At 63.8% G+C, this 15,993-nt stretch carries 18 protein-coding genes; 11 read left to right on the top strand and 7 right to left on the bottom strand.

Translation table 11 applies throughout. The features are described from left to right. Positions 1–7: 7 nt before the first annotated feature. The 5 genes from SPBM01_RS11145 to pyrE form a co-directional block, all read right to left on the bottom strand. Positions 8–1,093, bottom strand: a complete 1,086-nt coding sequence (locus SPBM01_RS11145) for an AI-2E family transporter (protein ID WP_188061897.1) — start codon at positions 1,091–1,093, stop codon at positions 8–10. Between the two features lie 24 nt (positions 1,094–1,117). After that, positions 1,118–1,993, bottom strand: a complete 876-nt coding sequence (gene lepB, locus SPBM01_RS11140) for a signal peptidase I (protein ID WP_188061896.1) — start codon at positions 1,991–1,993, stop codon at positions 1,118–1,120. 35 nt (positions 1,994–2,028) lie between these two features. After that, the gene (acpS, locus tag SPBM01_RS11135; protein ID WP_188061895.1) at positions 2,029–2,430 is read right to left on the bottom strand and encodes a holo-ACP synthase; all 402 of its coding nucleotides are present in this window, start codon (positions 2,428–2,430) and stop codon (positions 2,029–2,031) included. Positions 2,431–2,539: 109 nt separating this feature from the next. Further along, positions 2,540–3,277 carry a pyridoxine 5'-phosphate synthase gene (locus SPBM01_RS11130; protein WP_188061894.1) on the bottom strand — a complete coding sequence of 246 codons (738 nt, stop codon included), beginning with the start codon at positions 3,275–3,277 and terminating at the stop codon, positions 2,540–2,542. Positions 3,278–3,285: 8 nt separating this feature from the next. Next, complete coding sequence (pyrE, locus tag SPBM01_RS11125; protein ID WP_188061893.1) at positions 3,286–3,864, bottom strand: orotate phosphoribosyltransferase; 579 nt, start codon at positions 3,862–3,864, stop codon at positions 3,286–3,288. Between the two features lie 284 nt (positions 3,865–4,148). Between pyrE and coxB the strand changes: the two genes are divergently transcribed. From coxB to SPBM01_RS11075, 10 genes are all read left to right on the top strand, one after another. Then, positions 4,149–5,165 (top strand): cytochrome c oxidase subunit II, encoded by a 1,017-nt coding sequence (coxB, locus tag SPBM01_RS11120; protein WP_188061892.1) that lies wholly within the window; start codon positions 4,149–4,151, stop codon positions 5,163–5,165. 18 nt (positions 5,166–5,183) lie between these two features. Beyond that, positions 5,184–6,881, top strand: a complete 1,698-nt coding sequence (gene ctaD, locus SPBM01_RS11115; protein WP_188061891.1) for a cytochrome c oxidase subunit I — start codon at positions 5,184–5,186, stop codon at positions 6,879–6,881. Positions 6,882–6,969: 88 nt separating this feature from the next. Continuing rightward, positions 6,970–7,878: a heme o synthase gene (locus SPBM01_RS11110; RefSeq protein WP_262504134.1), complete on the top strand. Its 909-nt coding sequence runs from the start codon at positions 6,970–6,972 to the stop codon at positions 7,876–7,878. Continuing rightward, entirely contained in the window at positions 7,875–8,012 is a 138-nt protein-coding gene (locus tag SPBM01_RS11105) for a hypothetical protein (RefSeq protein WP_188061889.1), read from the top strand. The genes SPBM01_RS11110 and SPBM01_RS11105 overlap by 4 nt, the downstream gene beginning before the upstream one ends. Next, positions 8,012–8,587: a cytochrome c oxidase assembly protein gene (locus SPBM01_RS11100; RefSeq protein WP_188061888.1), complete on the top strand. Its 576-nt coding sequence runs from the start codon at positions 8,012–8,014 to the stop codon at positions 8,585–8,587. Before SPBM01_RS11105 ends, SPBM01_RS11100 begins: the two co-directional genes overlap by 1 nt. A gap of 37 nt (positions 8,588–8,624) precedes the next feature. Next, the gene (locus SPBM01_RS11095) at positions 8,625–9,452 is read left to right on the top strand and encodes a cytochrome c oxidase subunit 3 (protein WP_188061887.1); all 828 of its coding nucleotides are present in this window, start codon (positions 8,625–8,627) and stop codon (positions 9,450–9,452) included. Positions 9,453–9,540: 88 nt separating this feature from the next. Further along, positions 9,541–9,939 (top strand): DUF983 domain-containing protein, encoded by a 399-nt coding sequence (locus SPBM01_RS11090; protein ID WP_188061886.1) that lies wholly within the window; start codon positions 9,541–9,543, stop codon positions 9,937–9,939. Next, a complete protein-coding gene (locus SPBM01_RS11085; protein ID WP_188061885.1) occupies positions 9,936–10,571 on the top strand; it encodes an SURF1 family protein in 636 nt (211 codons plus the stop codon). The genes SPBM01_RS11090 and SPBM01_RS11085 overlap by 4 nt, the downstream gene beginning before the upstream one ends. A 44-nt stretch (positions 10,572–10,615) precedes the next feature. After that, positions 10,616–12,016: a threonine synthase gene (gene thrC / locus SPBM01_RS11080; RefSeq protein ID WP_188061884.1), complete on the top strand. Its 1,401-nt coding sequence runs from the start codon at positions 10,616–10,618 to the stop codon at positions 12,014–12,016. A 5-nt stretch (positions 12,017–12,021) separates the two neighbouring features. After that, positions 12,022–12,891, top strand: coding sequence for a class I SAM-dependent methyltransferase (locus tag SPBM01_RS11075; protein ID WP_188061883.1), 870 nt, complete (start codon positions 12,022–12,024; stop codon positions 12,889–12,891). 135 nt (positions 12,892–13,026) lie between these two features. On the opposite strand, the gene SPBM01_RS11070 is transcribed toward SPBM01_RS11075, so the two are convergent. Next, a complete protein-coding gene (locus SPBM01_RS11070; RefSeq protein ID WP_188061882.1) occupies positions 13,027–13,770 on the bottom strand; it encodes a glutaminyl-peptide cyclotransferase in 744 nt (247 codons plus the stop codon). After that, positions 13,767–14,507, bottom strand: coding sequence for a YgfZ/GcvT domain-containing protein (locus SPBM01_RS11065; protein WP_188061881.1), 741 nt, complete (start codon positions 14,505–14,507; stop codon positions 13,767–13,769). Before SPBM01_RS11065 ends, SPBM01_RS11070 begins: the two co-directional genes overlap by 4 nt. 151 nt (positions 14,508–14,658) lie before the next feature. Between SPBM01_RS11065 and SPBM01_RS11060 the strand changes: the two genes are divergently transcribed. Further along, entirely contained in the window at positions 14,659–15,990 is a 1,332-nt protein-coding gene (locus SPBM01_RS11060) for a dihydroorotase (protein ID WP_188061880.1), read from the top strand. Positions 15,991–15,993: the final 3 nt, after the last annotated feature.

Genomic DNA, 15,993 nt, shown 5'->3' with positions numbered 1-15,993 from the left:
ACCCCGGTCAAATTCTCAGCTTGTCCGCCATCTGTGCCGCACGCTTCTCCTCCAGCCCCTTGGACCGTTCCTCCAGATAGACTTTGATCATCGCGACGATCGGGTCTGCCAGGAACAGCCCCATGATGCCAAACAGCGCGCCGAACAATATCTGCGCCGCCAGCACCAGAGCGGGGGCCAGATCGGTCGCCTTCTTCGCCACCATCGGCACGATCAGATAGCCATCGACGATCTGCACCACCATATAGACGCCAAAGGCATAGAGGCCCGTGTCGGTCCCGGCGGAAAAGCCGACCAGAATGATCAGCACGCCCGAAATGATCGACCCGATATTGGGCAGGAAAGCGAACAGGCCGGTGAGGATGCCGAGCAGCCCCGCCATCGGCACGCCGCCCGCCCATAGCAGCAGCCATGTGCCAACCCCCTCTACGCCCATGCCGATCAACCGCCCGAACATCAGCCGCCGCAGCGTCCAGCCCATCTTGTCGGCGATCCTGTAGAAATGGGCGCGCTTTTCGATCGGCAGCATCCATGCGACGCCGCGCTCGTACAGCTTGGGTTCGACCGCCAGAAAAATCGCCAGCACCAGCATCATGACGCCGCTGGTGATCGCGCCGACCGCCGTGCCGACCGCTGCGGTGACGCGCCCCATCGAACTCATTGCCTGTGTGGCCAGGCCTTTAAGGTCTTCGGGCGTAGTCGAAATGCCCAGTTGCTGCATCCACCCGCCGATCCGCGCGACCTGCGTTTCCACGATGGTGCGCATCGCCTGCGCCTGCGCGGCCAGGCTCGATCCGGTGAGGTAGAAGGTGTAGGCCATGAAGGCGACTGCGCCCAGCAGCACGATGGTCAGCCGCCAGCCGCGCGATATGGGCAAGACCCGGCCGAGCAGCCGCGTGCCGCCATCCATCATGGTCGCCAGCACCAAAGCGCCCAATATCAGCAATATCGGTTGCGCCAGCAGCGTCACCAGCCCGACGGCAATGGCCAGTGCGAACCACACGCCCGCGCGTTTCAGCTCCTGCTGGACCAGCGGGCTGCGCACTTCGCTGGGACCGGGTTCTTCAATATGCGGCTGCGTCGCTTCGCTCAAAACCCTTGCCCCTTTTTACGCGCTCTATTTCGGGGGTGTAACGCTCTGCGGGCGCAGGCTGTTCCCGGCCCGGCCGCTGCGCAGCGCGTGGAGCCATGTCAGCGGATTCCAGGTCGCATCGCCGTCCAGGCTGAAGGTGATGAACTCCGCGCGCCCGCCAATCGCTTCCCATGGCACCGGGCCGCCCAGGCCATTTTCTTCCAACGGCGCACGGCTGTCGGCGCTGTTGTCGCGATTGTCGCCCATCAGGAACACATGGTTTTCCGGCACCCGCACCGGCCCATACCAGTCGAGCGCGCTTGGCCCCATGTCGATGGTGACATAGGTTTTGCCATTGGGCAGGATTTCCTGCCGCACCGGCAATTCGCAATAGTCTTTGCCGTCCTTGCCCGTCACCAGCGCGCCGGGAAATTGCATCGGCGGGCAGGGGGCATTGCCGTCGACGGGGATACGCAGCGGCTTCAACGCCTTCTGTTTAATCGCCACGCCGTTCAACACCACCTGACCGCCGCGCACTTCGACGATATCACCGGGCAGGCCGATGACCCGCTTGATATAATCTTCGCGCCGGTTCTGCGGCGACACGATGACGATGTCACCCCGTTCGGGCAGCCGACCCAGCACGCGCCCTTTCAGGAAGGGCAGGGGATGGAAGCTGGGCGAGACATAGGACCAGCCATAGGGAAATTTGCTGACCACCAGCCGGTCGCCCGTCAACAGCACCGGCATCATCGATTCGGACGGGATATAAAACGGCTTGGCGACGAAACTGTGGAAGGCCAGCACGGCCAGAATCAGCAGGAGGATGCTTTTCAGCTCCTGCCACCAGTTGATCCATGCCGCCTGCTCGACGGGTTGCGGCATCGGGGGCGTTTCGTCGGTCAGGTCGGCTGCCGTCATTTGGGTCTGCTCGCTGGCGTGAGGAGGAGGCAGCGTCACAACGGTAGCGCCTCTATGATGACGAAAGCCTGCGCCCATGGATGATCGTCGGTGAGCGTCAGGTGAATGACCGGGCGATGGCCCGCCGGGATCAGCGATTCGAGGCGCGTCAGCGCGCCGCCGGTCAGGGCGAGGGTGGGTGCGCCGGACGGCGCGTTGACGACGCCGATATCCTTCATGAACACGCCTGCCTTGAAACCCGTGCCGACCGCCTTGGAAAAAGCCTCCTTGGCGGCGAAACGCTTGGCCAGCGTGCCTGCCTTGGTAAAGGGGCGGCGATTGGCCTTGGCCTGCTCGACATCGGTGAATACGCGGCTCTCGAACCGCGCGCCGAAGCGGTCGAGCGAGTTTTGAATACGCTCGATATTGCAGAGGTCGGAGCCGAGGCCGATGATCATGACGCCCCGCCCAGGGCGTCACCCCAGCGAAGGCTGGGGTCTGGTGCGGCAAGGGCGGACGCCGTTCGCCTGAGATCCCAGCCTTCGCTGGGGTGACGACTTTGGGTCGTCACCGCGCGAGATCCATCTGCTTGCGCATTTCGCGGATGCTGCCTTCCAGCCCGCCGAAGATCGCCTCGCCGATCAGGAAATGGCCGATGTTAAGTTCGGCGACCTGCGGGATGGCGGCGATTGGTCCCACATTGTCGAAGGTCAGGCCGTGGCCCGCATGGGGTTCGATGCCATTCTTGGCTGCCAGGGCGCAGGCGTCGGCGATGCGGCGCAGTTCGGCGGCGCGCGGCTCGCCGGTCAGATGAGCATAGGCGCCGGTATGAAATTCCACCACCGGCACGTTCAGCCGGATCGCCGCGTCGATCTGGGCGGCGTCGGCCTCGATGAACAGGCTGACGCGGATGCCCGCATCATTGAGCGCCGCGACGATGGGCCGCAGCGTCTCGAATTGTCCCGCTGCGTCCAGCCCGCCCTCGGTCGTGCGCTCCTCGCGCTTTTCCGGTACGATGCAGGCGGCATGGGGTTTGTAGCGCAGCGCGATGTCCAGCATCTCCGCCGTTGCCGCCATTTCCAGATTGAGCGGCACGCTGAGCGCCGCCATCAGCGTGGCGACATCTTCGTCGCGGATATGCCGCCGGTCCTCGCGCAGATGCGCGGTGATGCCGTCCGCACCCGCCTTCACCGCCAGCAGCGCCGCCTTGACCGGATCGGGATGATCCCCGCCGCGCGCGTTGCGAATGGTCGCCACATGGTCGATATTGACGCCAAGGCGGAGCGGAGCGGGGCTGTGGGGCATAAGTTCTGCTACTTCCGGCTGCCGGGCTTGATCGCGGGGATGGCGGCGAGTTCGGGCGGGACCGCATCGGCTTCATAGACCGGGAAGTTGATCGACACGAGCGGGTAGAAAGGCACGCCAAGGTCCACTTCGCCAGCCGAACGGTCGACCAGAGCCGCTTCGGCGATGACGATGCCGCCTTCCGCCGCGACGGCTTCGATCGCCTGGCGCGACGACAGGCCAGTGGTCACGACATCCTCGACCATCAGCACTTTCTGTCCCGGCGATATGGCAAAGCCCCGGCGCAGTTCGAATGTCCCTTCGGGTCGTTCGAGAAAAACGGCGTCCTTTTCGAGCGCACGGCCCACTTCATGACCGATGATCAGGCCACCCATGGCGGGCGAAACGACCAGATCGATCTCCTGCCGCAATTCGCGCGGCAATTTCTGTACCACCGCGCGGGCCAGGCGCGCGGCCCGGTCCGCATTCATCAATACGCGCGCGCATTGCAGATAATTGGCGCTGCGTCGGCCCGACGACAGGATGAAATGTCCTTCGAGCAGCGCCCCCGCTGCACGGAATTCGGCCAATACGTCTTCTTCGGTCATGCCGTTCACATATCCTGTCATGCGGCCTGCACCTGTCGCGCGCGGGCCGCTTGCCTGTCATCATGGCGCGTCATTATGCGCCATGAACGCGCCCCTGTGCGCGCTGCTGCGAAATAGGCGGCCAAAGGGGGCGTTGCAACAGCGAAGAAAATCTGGTCATGGAAGCTTGAGGCGGGGTAAAACCATGCCTATAAGCCGCGGCAGAACCGACCGGGCGAGGACGACGTGCATGACGCGCGTCTTCGTTGCAGCGGCGCCAAGGGGTTACGGGGTAAGAAGACGCTATGAAAAAGGTGAAATCGCTCGTTCTCGCTGGGATGCTGGCATTTGCGCCAGCCCTCGCGATGAACGGTCAGGCGCAGGCGCAGGACAATGCTGCGCTCGCTGCGCCGGTTGCGGAGAACGCAGCAGCGGCTGCCACACCGGCCGATTCGGCGGCGAACGCTGCCGAAGCTGCGCCAGCGGCCAAGGTCGCCGCGCCGCCGCGTATGCGCCCGACCGAAGGCATCGGTATGCCAAAGCCGGGCGAATATACCCTTCAGGAGCAGTTTACCTCCACGGGGCATACCGCACGCTGGCTGCATGACGTGATGCTGCTGCCGCTGATCTTCGCAATCTCGATCTTCGTTCTGCTGCTGATGCTCTATGCGATGGTGCGTTTCCGCCGCAGCGCGAATCCCGTGGCGTCGAAAACCGCGCACAACACCTTTATCGAGGTGATCTGGACCGTAGCGCCCGTCGTCATCCTGCTGATCGTCGCGGTGCCGTCCATCGGCCTGCTGGCCGACCAGTATAAGCCCGCACCCAAGGATGCGCTGACCGTCAAGGTCACCGGATATCAATGGTATTGGGGTTATGAATATCCCGACGCGGGCATCCCCGAATTCGTGTCGAACATGCTGACCGCCGAACAGGCCAAGGCCGGTGGCGAACCCTATCAGCTGGCCGCCGACAACCGTCTGGTCCTGCCCGCCGGGCGTCCGATCAAGCTGATCATCACCGCCGCCGACGTGATCCACAGCTTTGCGGTGCCTTCGCTCTGGGTGAAGATGGATGCGGTCCCCGGCCGCCTCAATGAAAAGAGCTTCACCATCGAAAAGCCGGGCGTCTATTACGGCCAGTGTTCGGAACTGTGCGGCGCGCGCCACGGCTTCATGCCGATCGCGATCGAGGCATTGCCGCCCGCGCAGTTCGACCAGTGGGTGTTGTCGCAGGGCGGCAAGCCCGCAGGCGCGGCGCCTGCCGCACCGGCGCCGGTCGCTGCGGCCACCGCCGCTCCCGCCGCTGACGCCAAGCTTTGATGTAAGGGCAGATACGCCATGACCACCATTACCGCAGATCATCATAGCGATCATGCTCATGACGATCATCATGACGCCGATCACAAGCCGGCCTTCTTCCAGCGCTGGTTCATGTCCACGAACCACAAGGATATCGGCACTCTCTACCTGATCTTCGCGATTTTCGCAGGGGTCGTGGGTGGTGCCATTTCCGGCCTGATGCGCGTCGAGCTGGCGCAGCCGGGGATCCAGTATCTCCAGGGCTGGGCCAATATCCAGCATTCGCTGCTGGGTGCCGAGCCTGCCAGCCTCGACCAGGCCTATCATCTGTGGAACGCGCTGATCACCGCGCACGGCCTCATCATGGTCTTCTTCATGGTGATGCCCGCGATCATCGGCGGTTTTGGCAACTGGTTCGTGCCGATCATGATCGGCGCGCCGGACATGGCCTTCCCGCGCATGAACAATATCAGCTTCTGGCTGCTCATCCCCGCCTTCCTGCTGCTGCTCGGCTCGGCCTTCGTGCCTGGCGGCACCGGCTATGGCGCTGGCACGGGCTGGACGGTCTATGCCCCGCTCTCGACCAGCGGTTCGGCTGGCCCGGCGGTCGACATGGCGATCCTGTCGCTGCATATCGCAGGCGCAGGCTCGATCCTGGGTGCGGTCAACTTCATCACCACCATCCTCAACATGCGCGCGCCGGGCATGACCCTGCACAAAATGCCGCTGTTCGTATGGTCGGTGCTGGTCACCGCCTTCCTGCTGCTGCTGGCGCTTCCCGTGCTGGCCGCTGCCATCACCATGCTGCTGACCGATCGCAACTTCGGCACCACCTTCTACGACGCGGCCGGTGGCGGCGATCCTGAACTCTACCAGCATCTGTTCTGGTTCTTCGGTCACCCCGAAGTCTACATCATGATCCTGCCCGGCTTCGGTATCGTCAGCCAGATCATCTCGACCTTCAGCCGCAAGCCGGTGTTCGGCTATCTCGGCATGGCCTATGCCATGGTCGCGATCGGTGTCGTCGGCTTCGTCGTGTGGGCGCACCACATGTTCACCACCGGCATGTCGGTGAACGTGAAGATGTATTTCACGGCCGCCACGATGGTCATCGCCGTCCCCACCGGCATCAAGATCTTTTCGTGGATCGCGACCATGTGGGGCGGTTCCATGTCCTATAAAACGCCCATGATGTGGGCGCTGGGCTTCATCTTCCTCTTCACCGTGGGCGGCGTGACCGGCGTTGTGCTGGCCAATGGCGGCGTGGACGACGTGCTGCACGACACCTATTATGTCGTGGCGCATTTCCACTACGTCCTGTCGCTGGGCGCTGTGTTCTCGCTGTTTGCAGGCTTCTATTACTGGTTCCCCAAAATGTCGGGGCGGATGTATAATGAATTCCTGGGTCACCTGCATTTCTGGGTGTTCTTCGTCGGCGTGAACCTGCTGTTCTTTCCGATGCATTTCCTGGGTCTGTCGGGTATGCCGCGTCGCTACCCCGATTATCCTGCCGCCTTTGAAAAGTGGAACCAGCTCGCCACCCATGGCTATGAGATCATGGCTGCCGGCATGGTGATCTTCTTCATCAACATCTTCTGGTCGCTTGCGGCCGGCAAGAAGGCGGCTGGCAATCCCTGGGGCGAAGGCGCGACCACGCTGGAATGGACGCTGTCCAGCCCGCCGCCCTTCCACCAGTTCGAAACCCTGCCCGTGATCGACGATGCCGCGCATCACTGATCGCGCCATCGACTGACATGATCGAGGGGGCGGGTGCCACAACCCGCCCCCTCCTATTATATGCCTCCATGGTGAGGCCGGAACCGATATGACGACCGCGATGATGACATCCGCCCCGATCACGGCCCACTGGCGCGACTTCCTCGCGCTTACCAAGCCGCGCGTCATGACGCTGGTGGTGTTCATCGGCCTGTGCGGAATGTTGGCCGCGCCCGGTCATATCCATCCGGTCCTGGGCTTCACGGCCATCCTGTGCATCGCGCTGGGCGCGGGTGCGGCGGCCAGCCTCAACCAATGGTATGAGGTCGATGTCGATGCCAAGATGAAGCGCACCGCCAACCGGCCCTTGCCCGCCGGGCGCATGGACCGTTCGTCGGCGCTGCATTTCGGCGTGGGCCTGTCTTTCTTCTCGGTCATCCTGATGGGTATGGCGACCAACGTCCTTGCCGCCGCCATCCTGGCCGTGTCGATCCTGTTCTATGTGTTCGTCTACACCATCTGGCTCAAGCCCCGGACGGCGCAGAATATCGTCATCGGAGGCGCGGCAGGGGCTTTTCCGCCCGTGATCGGCTGGGCAGCGGTGACGGGCGATGTGTCCGCGTTGCCGGTTGCGCTGTTCATGCTGGTGTTTTTCTGGACGCCCCCGCATTTCTGGGCGCTCGCCCTGTTCGCCAAGCCGGACTATGCCGCTGCGGGCATTCCGATGCTGCCTGTCGTGTCGGGTGAAGTCGCCACCCGTCGCCAGATCTGGTTCTATACCGCGATCATGGCGGTCGCGGCGATGGCCCCCGTGCTGTTGCGCCTGACCGGGCTGCTATATGGCACGGTCGCGCTGCTCGGCACTGCGCTGTTCGCGGTCTTCGCCTTTCAGGTCTATCGCCGCCGCGAAAGCGACCCCGCGCGGATGACCCCGGAACGGCGTCTGTTCAAATATTCGATCCTCTATCTTTTCCTTCTCTTTGGAGCGGTGGTCGTTGACCGCTGGATGCTGGCATGACCCCCGAAGACGAAAAGATCATCCGCGCGCGCCAGAAATCGCGTTCGCTCGTCACCGGCGTGATCCTGGGCCTTCTCGTCATTCTCTTCTTTGCCATTACGCTGGCGAAGATCGGCGTGAGCCATAATATCTGATGGCGACATTGCCCCCTTCGCCCTTCGACCGGGACCGGCGCAACCGCCGCACGCTCGTTGCGATGGCGGGCGTGGGCCTGTCGATGCTGGCGCTCGGCTTCGCGTCGGTGCCGCTCTATCGCATCTTTTGCGAACAGACCGGCTTTGGCGGCACGACCATGCGCGCAGCAGCGAATGTGCAGGTGCGCGAAGCGACTGGCCATACCATGTCGATCCGCTTCGATTCCAATGTCCAGCCGGGGATGCCGTGGCAATTCTATCCCGAACATCGGACCGATACCGTCACCGTCGGGCGCAAGGACATGGCGATCTTCATTGCCAAGAACATGTCGGACAAGCCCGTGACCGGCACCGCCAGTTTCAACGTCACGCCGTCTCAGGCGGGCGCCTATTTCACCAAGATCCAGTGTTTCTGCTTTACCGAGCAGACCTTGCAACCGGGGCAGGAGGTGCGGATGCCCGTCCTCTACTTCGTCGATCCCAAGATCCTCGAAGATCCCGATAACAAGGACACGCAACAGATTACCTTGAGCTACACATTCTACCCGGTTGAGCCGGGCAAGAAGGCAAGCTAAGGCAAGCAACGATAACGCGAACAGGGAAGAGCACGTCATGGCAGGCGCCAAGAACCACGATTATCACATTCTCCCGCCCAGCATCTGGCCGTTGTTCGGTTCGATGTCGGTGCTGATCATGGCGTTTGGCGGCATCATGTGGATGCACCCCGACGCGCTGCCTGCGGGCGGTGGCTGGGTATTCCTGCTCGGCCTCGCTGGCGTGCTGTTCACTTTCTACAGCTGGTGGGCGCATGTCGTGGCCGAAGCCCATGCGGGCGACCATACCCCCGTGGTGCAACTCCATCTGCGCTACGGCATGATCCTGTTCATTGCGTCGGAAGTCATGTTCTTCGTCGGCTGGTTCTGGGCCTTTTTCGACTTCTCGCTGTTCCCCAGCGCGCTGCCCCCCATTGATGGCCTGTTCCCGTCAAAGGGCGTGGAAGTCATGAATGCGTTCGAGCTTCCCTTGCTCAACACGCTGATCCTGCTCTGCTCCGGCACCACCATCACCTGGTCGCACCATGCGCTGATCCATGGCGACCGTGACGGCATGATCAAGGGTCTGTGGTGCACCATCATTCTGGGCGCGATCTTCTCCTGCGTGCAGGCTTATGAATATGCCCACGCCCCGTTCCCGTTCGGCGGCACCCCCTACAGTTCGGCCTTCTACATGGCGACCGGCTTCCACGGGTTCCACGTTCTGGTCGGCACGATCTTCCTGATCGTCAACCTGATCCGCGCCTATAAGGGCCACTTCACCCCGCGCCAGCATTTCGGTTTCGAAGCGGCCGCCTGGTATTGGCATTTCGTCGACGTGGTGTGGTTGTTCCTGTTCGTCGCCATCTATGTCTGGGGTGGCTGGGGCGCAGCGACCCACGGTTGATCACCGCGACAGTTTCAAAAGACATATCGGCCGGGGACATCATCCCCGGCCGTTTTCTTTTGTGCCACCGGGCGCTATGCGTGGCGTCATGACCAGCCCCCCAGATACTGCCCGCCCGGCCGCGCCGTTGCTGCTCGATGCCGCAAAGGGTGCCTGCCCGCGTTGCGGCGTGGGCGGCATGTTCGACGGGCCGGTCCGATTCGCGCGCACCTGCCCCGGCTGCGCGCTCGATTATGAGCAGTTCAACGTCGGCGACGGTCCCGCCGCTTTCCTGACGCTGATCGTCGGCGCGGTGATGGTCGCGCTGGCCCTGACGCTGGAGCTGAAGGCGCATCCGCCGCTCTGGCTGCATATCCTGCTATGGACCCCGCTCACCACGCTTGCGGTCGTCGCCAGCCTGCGCGTGGCCAAGGGCGCGCTGCTGATCCTGGAATATCGCAACCGCGCACGCGAAGGGCGTATCGCAAGCAAAGGCCTGGACGCATGAACAAGGCGCGCATCCCCTTCATCCCGACCATCATCGTCGCCCTTGCCGTGCTGGTGATGATCGGGCTTGGTTTCTGGCAGTTCCAGCGCCGCGATGAAAAGGCGCAGGCGCTTGCGCTGGCCGCCAGCAATCCCGGCAAACCACCCGTCGCTTTCCCCAAATTGCCGCCGGTTACTGCCGACATATTGTTTCGCCCTTCCTCGCTCCATTGCCTGCGTGTCGTGGGCTGGCAGGTGGAGGCAGGCCGCGCCGCTGATGGATCGACCGGCTATCGCCATATCGCCCAATGCAACACCGGCGCAGAAGGGCCGGGTGCATTGGTCGCGGTCGGCGTGACCCAGCGACCGGACGCGAAGCCGAACTGGACCGGCGGGCAGGTCACAGGCTGGATCAGCCAGGAGCCGGACCACCGCGCCCTCATATCCCGCATCGGCGGCAAGGCCATGCCGCTGCGCCCGATGCTCATTGCCCGCGCCGCGCCCGCAGGCCTGAAACCCAGCGCACCGCCCAGCGCCGCTGACGTGCCAAACAACCATCTGGCCTATGCCGTGCAATGGTTCTTCTTCGCGGGGGTGGCGATCATCATCTATATTCTGGCCCTGCGCCGCCGGAACGCGCCCAAAGCCCCGTAAATACTTGCCCATGGGCGCACGGGTCGCTACCGCACCATCCCATTATGCAATATCAAAGCACCAGGGGGAGCGCGCCGTCGCTCGGTTTCGAGGATGTGACGCTGGCAGGGCTGGCGTCCGATGGCGGGCTATATGTGCCGGAAAGCTGGCCGCAATTTTCCGCCGAGGAAATAGCCGCGCTGGCGGGCCTGTCCTATGTCGAAACGGCGGTCCGGGTCATGACCCCCTTCGTCGCGGGATCGCTGACGCCCGACGAACTGCGTGAATTATGCGTGGCCGCCTATGGCCGCTTCAGTCATCAGGCCGTGACTCCGCTGGTCCAGATGGACAATCAGCACTGGATGCTGGAACTGTTCCATGGTCCCACGCTGGCGTTCAAGGATGTGGCGCTGCAATTGCTGGGACAATTGTTCGAACGTTTCCTGTCGCGCCGCGACGATCATCTGACCATTGTCGGCGCGACATCGGGCGATACCGGATCGGCGGCGATCGACGCAGTGGCAGGGCGGGAGAAGATCGACATCTTCATGCTGCATCCCGAAGGCAAGGTGTCGGACGTGCAGCGGCGGCAGATGACCACCGTGCGCGCGCCCAACGTCTATAATATCGCGATCGAGGGCAGCTTCGACGATGCGCAGGCGATGGTGAAGCGCATGTTCAACGACGCGGATTTCAAGCGCCGGTTCAACCTGTCCGCCGTCAATTCGATCAACTGGGCGCGGCTGATGGCGCAGGTGGTCTATTATTTCTACGCCGCCGTGCGCCTGGGCGCGCCCGAACGGCCCATCGCCTTTGCGGTCCCGACCGGCAATTTCGGGGACGTGTTCGCCGGCTATGTCGCCGCGAAAATGGGCCTGCCGGTTGCAAAGCTGATCGTCGCCACCAACGTCAACGACATCCTGCACCGTGCCTTGTCCGATGGCGATTATAGCCAGGGGCAGGTGGTGCCGACTGCCACCCCCAGCATGGACATTCAGGTCAGCTCCAATTTCGAGCGGTTGTTGTTCGACGCGGGCGGGCGCGACGGGCTGGCGCTGGCCGCGCAGATGGGCGGTTTCGAATCCAGCCGGGCGATGCGCCTGACCAATGCGCAACGCGAAGGCGCAAGCCATCTGTTCACCTCCGCCCGGATCGACGCCGATGGCATGACCATGGCGATGCGCTGGGCCTATGATGGCGCGGGGCAGATCATCGATCCGCACACTGCCATTGGCCTGGCCGCCGCGCGCGCGGCCGATCTGGACCCTTCCATCCCCGTCGTCACGCTGGCGACGGCCCATGCCGCCAAGTTCCGCGACGCCGTGGAACGGGCGACCGGCACCCGGCCGCCGCTGCCCGCGCGCGTGGGCGACCTGTTTGCGCGTGAGGAACATTATGTCAAACTGCCCGGCACGTTCGAGGCGGTGACTGCCTATGTCGCCGAACGCGCGACGCCGCGCGGCTGAGCGTCGTGCAGTTGCAAACCCTCATCGGCGAACCCTGGGCCGATTATGGCCTGATCGATTCGGGTAACGGGCGCAAGCTGGAGCACTATGGCCGCTACCGCTTCATTCGCCCCGAACCGCAGGCGATGTGGGCGCCCGCGGCCGACGATTGGAAAGCGGATGGCGAATTCGTCCCCGGATCGGACGATGAAGGCGGCGGTCGCTGGTATTATGACACGCCCGTCCCGGCCGATGGCTGGCCGCTCAAATGGAACGAAGTGACGTTCCAGTCGAGCTGCACCCCCTTCCGCCATCTGGGATTTTTCCCGGACATGGCCCCGGTATGGGACTGGATGCGGGAACGCACCGCCGACAAGCCAGACGCCGAAGTCATGAACCTGTTCGGCTATACCGGCGTCGGCACGCTCGCCATGTCGGCCAGCGGCGCGCGCATGGTCCATGTCGATGCGTCGAAGAAATCGGTGGCGCAGGCGCGCGCCAATGCCGACCTGTCGGGCATGGCCGACCGGCCCGTCCGCTGGATCGTCGAGGATGCCGCCAAGTTCGTCGCCCGCGAAGTGCGCCGCAATCGCCGCTATGACGGCATATTGCTCGACCCGCCCAAATATGGGCGCGGTCCCGATGGCGAAATCTGGCGTCTGGAGGAAGACCTCCCCGCACTCATCGCCAATTGCCGTCAGCTGCTCGACGCCGACAGCCGCTTCCTGTTCCTGACCGTCTATGCCGTGCGCATGTCGGCGCTGGCGATCGGCGAATTGTTGCGTCAGGCGTTCGCGGATTTGCCCGGCGAAGTCGAAGTGGGCGAACTGGCGGTGCGGGAAGAAGCGCGCGGGCTGTTATTGCCCACGGCCATCTGGGCGCGGTGGAAGCGCTAAAATAATCCTCCCCTGCAAGGGGAGGTGGATGGCCGCAGGCCAGACGGAGGGGTGTCACCCTGTCGATAGGGCGACACCCCTCCGCCATTTGCTACGCAAACGGTCCCCCTACCCTGCAAGGGGAGGATCAGTGGGTCACTTCCCCACCCGTATCTCGAACAGCTTGGGCCAATTCTTGCCCGTCACGAAGATCCGGTCCTTTGCCGCGTCATAAGCGATGCCGTTCGCCACCGCCTCCGTATCACGGACCCCCGCCGCCTTGCGCAGCGCGCCGATGTCGATCCAGTCGATCACCGCGCCGGTGGCCGGGTCGATCCGCGCGATCTTGGTTTCGTACCAGATATTGGCCCATATCTCGCCGCGCACATATTCCAGTTCATTGAGCCGTTCCACCGCGCGCCCGTTCCATGTCACGGTGATGCGGCGTTGTTCGGTCAGCTTCACTGGATCGAGGAAGCGCAATTGCGCCGTCCCATCGCTCATGATCAGGCTACGGCCATCCTGCGTCATGCCCCAGCCTTCGCCATCGTAGCGAAAGCGGCCGACCGGCGAAAAAGCCCTGAGGTTCCAGACGAAGCCCTGACCATGCCGCCAGGTCAGGCTGATGATCCGGTCTCCCCAGTTGACGATCCCCTCGCCAAAATAGCGCGGTTCCAGCACGCGCCGCTGGATCACCTTGCCATCCTTCAGCCGCACCTTGCGTATCTCCGATTGCCCCTCCAGCCCCGTGCTTTCGTAGAGCGCGCCATCATGCACGAACAGCCCCTCGGTAAAGGCAGTCGCGTCATGGGGGTAGGTGGCGATCAGCTTCCATGGCGTATCGGCCAGCGCCGGCGTGGCGAGCGTCAGGCCCAGCAGCGCAATCCAGAGCCGCCTCATTCCGCCGTCGCCTGCGCCGCGACGGCCGCCGCCAGCCAGCCGGGCAGGGTAGCGGGGTCGAGCGTTTCGACACGCCGCAATTCGATCGACAGGTCCATGTCCGGCCATGCCGCCCGCTGGCGCTTTTCGTCCGCCTGGGCCAGCGGCACCGCGACCAGCCGCCGGTTCACCTTGGCGCGATAATGCATCCGCGCGGTATTTTCCTGCCCGACATAGCAGCCCTTGTCATAATCGACCCCGGCCAGTTCCCCGGCATTGGTTTCCAACCACAATGTCTGGTCCTGCCCCAACTCCGCCGCCCCCTCGAACACGCCCAGCGCCAGCCGATGCGCGCGAAACGCCGCCGCCGCGTCGCCACCATCCGGGGCCGCGATCCAGCGATGGCCGAGCGCAGGCAGGCGCGGATCGGTCGGCTTGTCCGCTGCATCTGGCACCCAATGCACCGCCAGCGACTCGTCGCGCGCAACCACGACCTTGCGCCGCAACCGATAGAGGGTCAGCCGCCGCGCCAGCGCTCCCGACTGCGCCGCTTCGCAATCGATCAGCACGGCGTCGTCATCACCCCACAGGATGAAATCGAACAGCGCCTTGCCCTGCGGCGTCAGCAGCCCGGTCCAGCGCGCCTCCCCTGTTTTGAGCGTCAAAACATCGCGAGTCAGCAAGCCTTGCAGGAAGGGGCGCGCTTCTTCCCCTGAAATTCTCAGGATCGCGCGGTCGGTTAGGGTGGTGCCGGTCATCGGCTTTAGGTAGGACAGAAGCGCCCAATTACCAACCCGTTCGGGCTGAGCGAAGTCAAAGCCCTTGCCTGAACATCGTGAAGGCCTCACTGCGTTCGGCACGGCCCTTCGACTTCGCTCAGGGCGAACGGACATTTTGACGGAGCGCCCAATGACCCAGAGCTACGACCTGATCCTCAAAAACGGCACCGTCCATACGCCGGGCGGCGCGGAGCAAGTGGACGTAGGCGTGCGCGGCGGCAAAATCGTAGCGATCGGCATCAGCCTAGGCGATGCGGGCGAAGTGATCGACTGCACGGGGCTGGACGTGCTGCCCGGCTGCATCGACAGCCAGGTCCATTTCCGCGAACCGGGGCTGGAACATAAGGAAGACCTCGAATCGGGCAGCCGGTCCGCTGTGCTGGGCGGCATCACCGCCGTTTTCGAAATGCCCAACACCAATCCCAATACCGACACGGCGGAGCGGGTGCATGACAAGCTGGCCCGCGCCCATCATCGCATGTGGTGCGACCATGCTTTCTATGTCGGCGCGACGGCGGACAATGCCGAACAGTTGCGGGAACTGGAACGCATCCCCGGCACGTCGGGGGTCAAGATTTTCATGGGCGCGTCGACCGGCAGCCTGCTGGTGGACGATGACGACGCCCTGTCGCGCGTGCTGGCCAGCGGCACTCGCCGCGTCGCCATCCATGCCGAGGATGAGGCGCGGATGAACGCGCGCAAGGTCCATGCGCTGGCGGGCGACCCGTCGACGCACCCGGTCTGGCGCGACGATGAAAGCGCGATGATCGCCACCAAACGCATCATCGCACTGGCCCGCAAGGCGCGCCGCCGCATCCACATATTGCACATCACCACGCCCGCCGAGCTGGAATATATCGCGCAGAACAAGGACATCGCCACCTGCGAAGTCACGCCCCAGCATCTGACGCTGGCGGGGGAGGACGCCTATCCGCGCCTTGGCACCTATGCGCAGATGAACCCGCCGATCCGCAGTGCGGCGCATCGCGACGGCCTGTGGCACTGGCTCAATCAGGGCGTCCCCGACGTGCTGGGCAGCGACCATGCCCCCCACACGATCGAGGAAAAGGCCAAGCCCTATCCTTCCAGCCCCAGCGGTATGCCCGGCGTGCAGACTTTGGTGCCGTTGCTGCTCAACCATGTGGCGGAAGGGCGGCTGTCGCTGCGTCGCTTCATCGAACTGACCTCATCGGGTCCGCAGCGTGTGTTCGGCCTGACCGGCAAGGGCCGCATCGCGCTGGGCTATGACGCCGACTTCACCGTGGTGGATTTGAAGAAGCGCTGGACCGTGGGCAGCGACTGGCTGTCGTCGCGCTGCAACTGGTCGCCCTATGAGGGGGATGAACTGACCGGCAAGGCGATCGGCACCATCATTCGCGGCCATCGCGTGATGTGGGAAGATGCGCTGGCCAGCGCCGCCATCGGCGAGCCGGTGCGGTTTGAATCGACGCAGTTTTCCTGATCC

It is taken from the genome of Sphingobium sp. KCTC 72723, from assembly GCF_014280435.1.
Classification (GTDB): domain Bacteria; phylum Pseudomonadota; class Alphaproteobacteria; order Sphingomonadales; family Sphingomonadaceae; genus Sphingobium.
The sequence above is the reverse complement of the archived record's forward strand: the minus strand, read 5'-3'. Positions and strand labels throughout refer to the sequence as shown.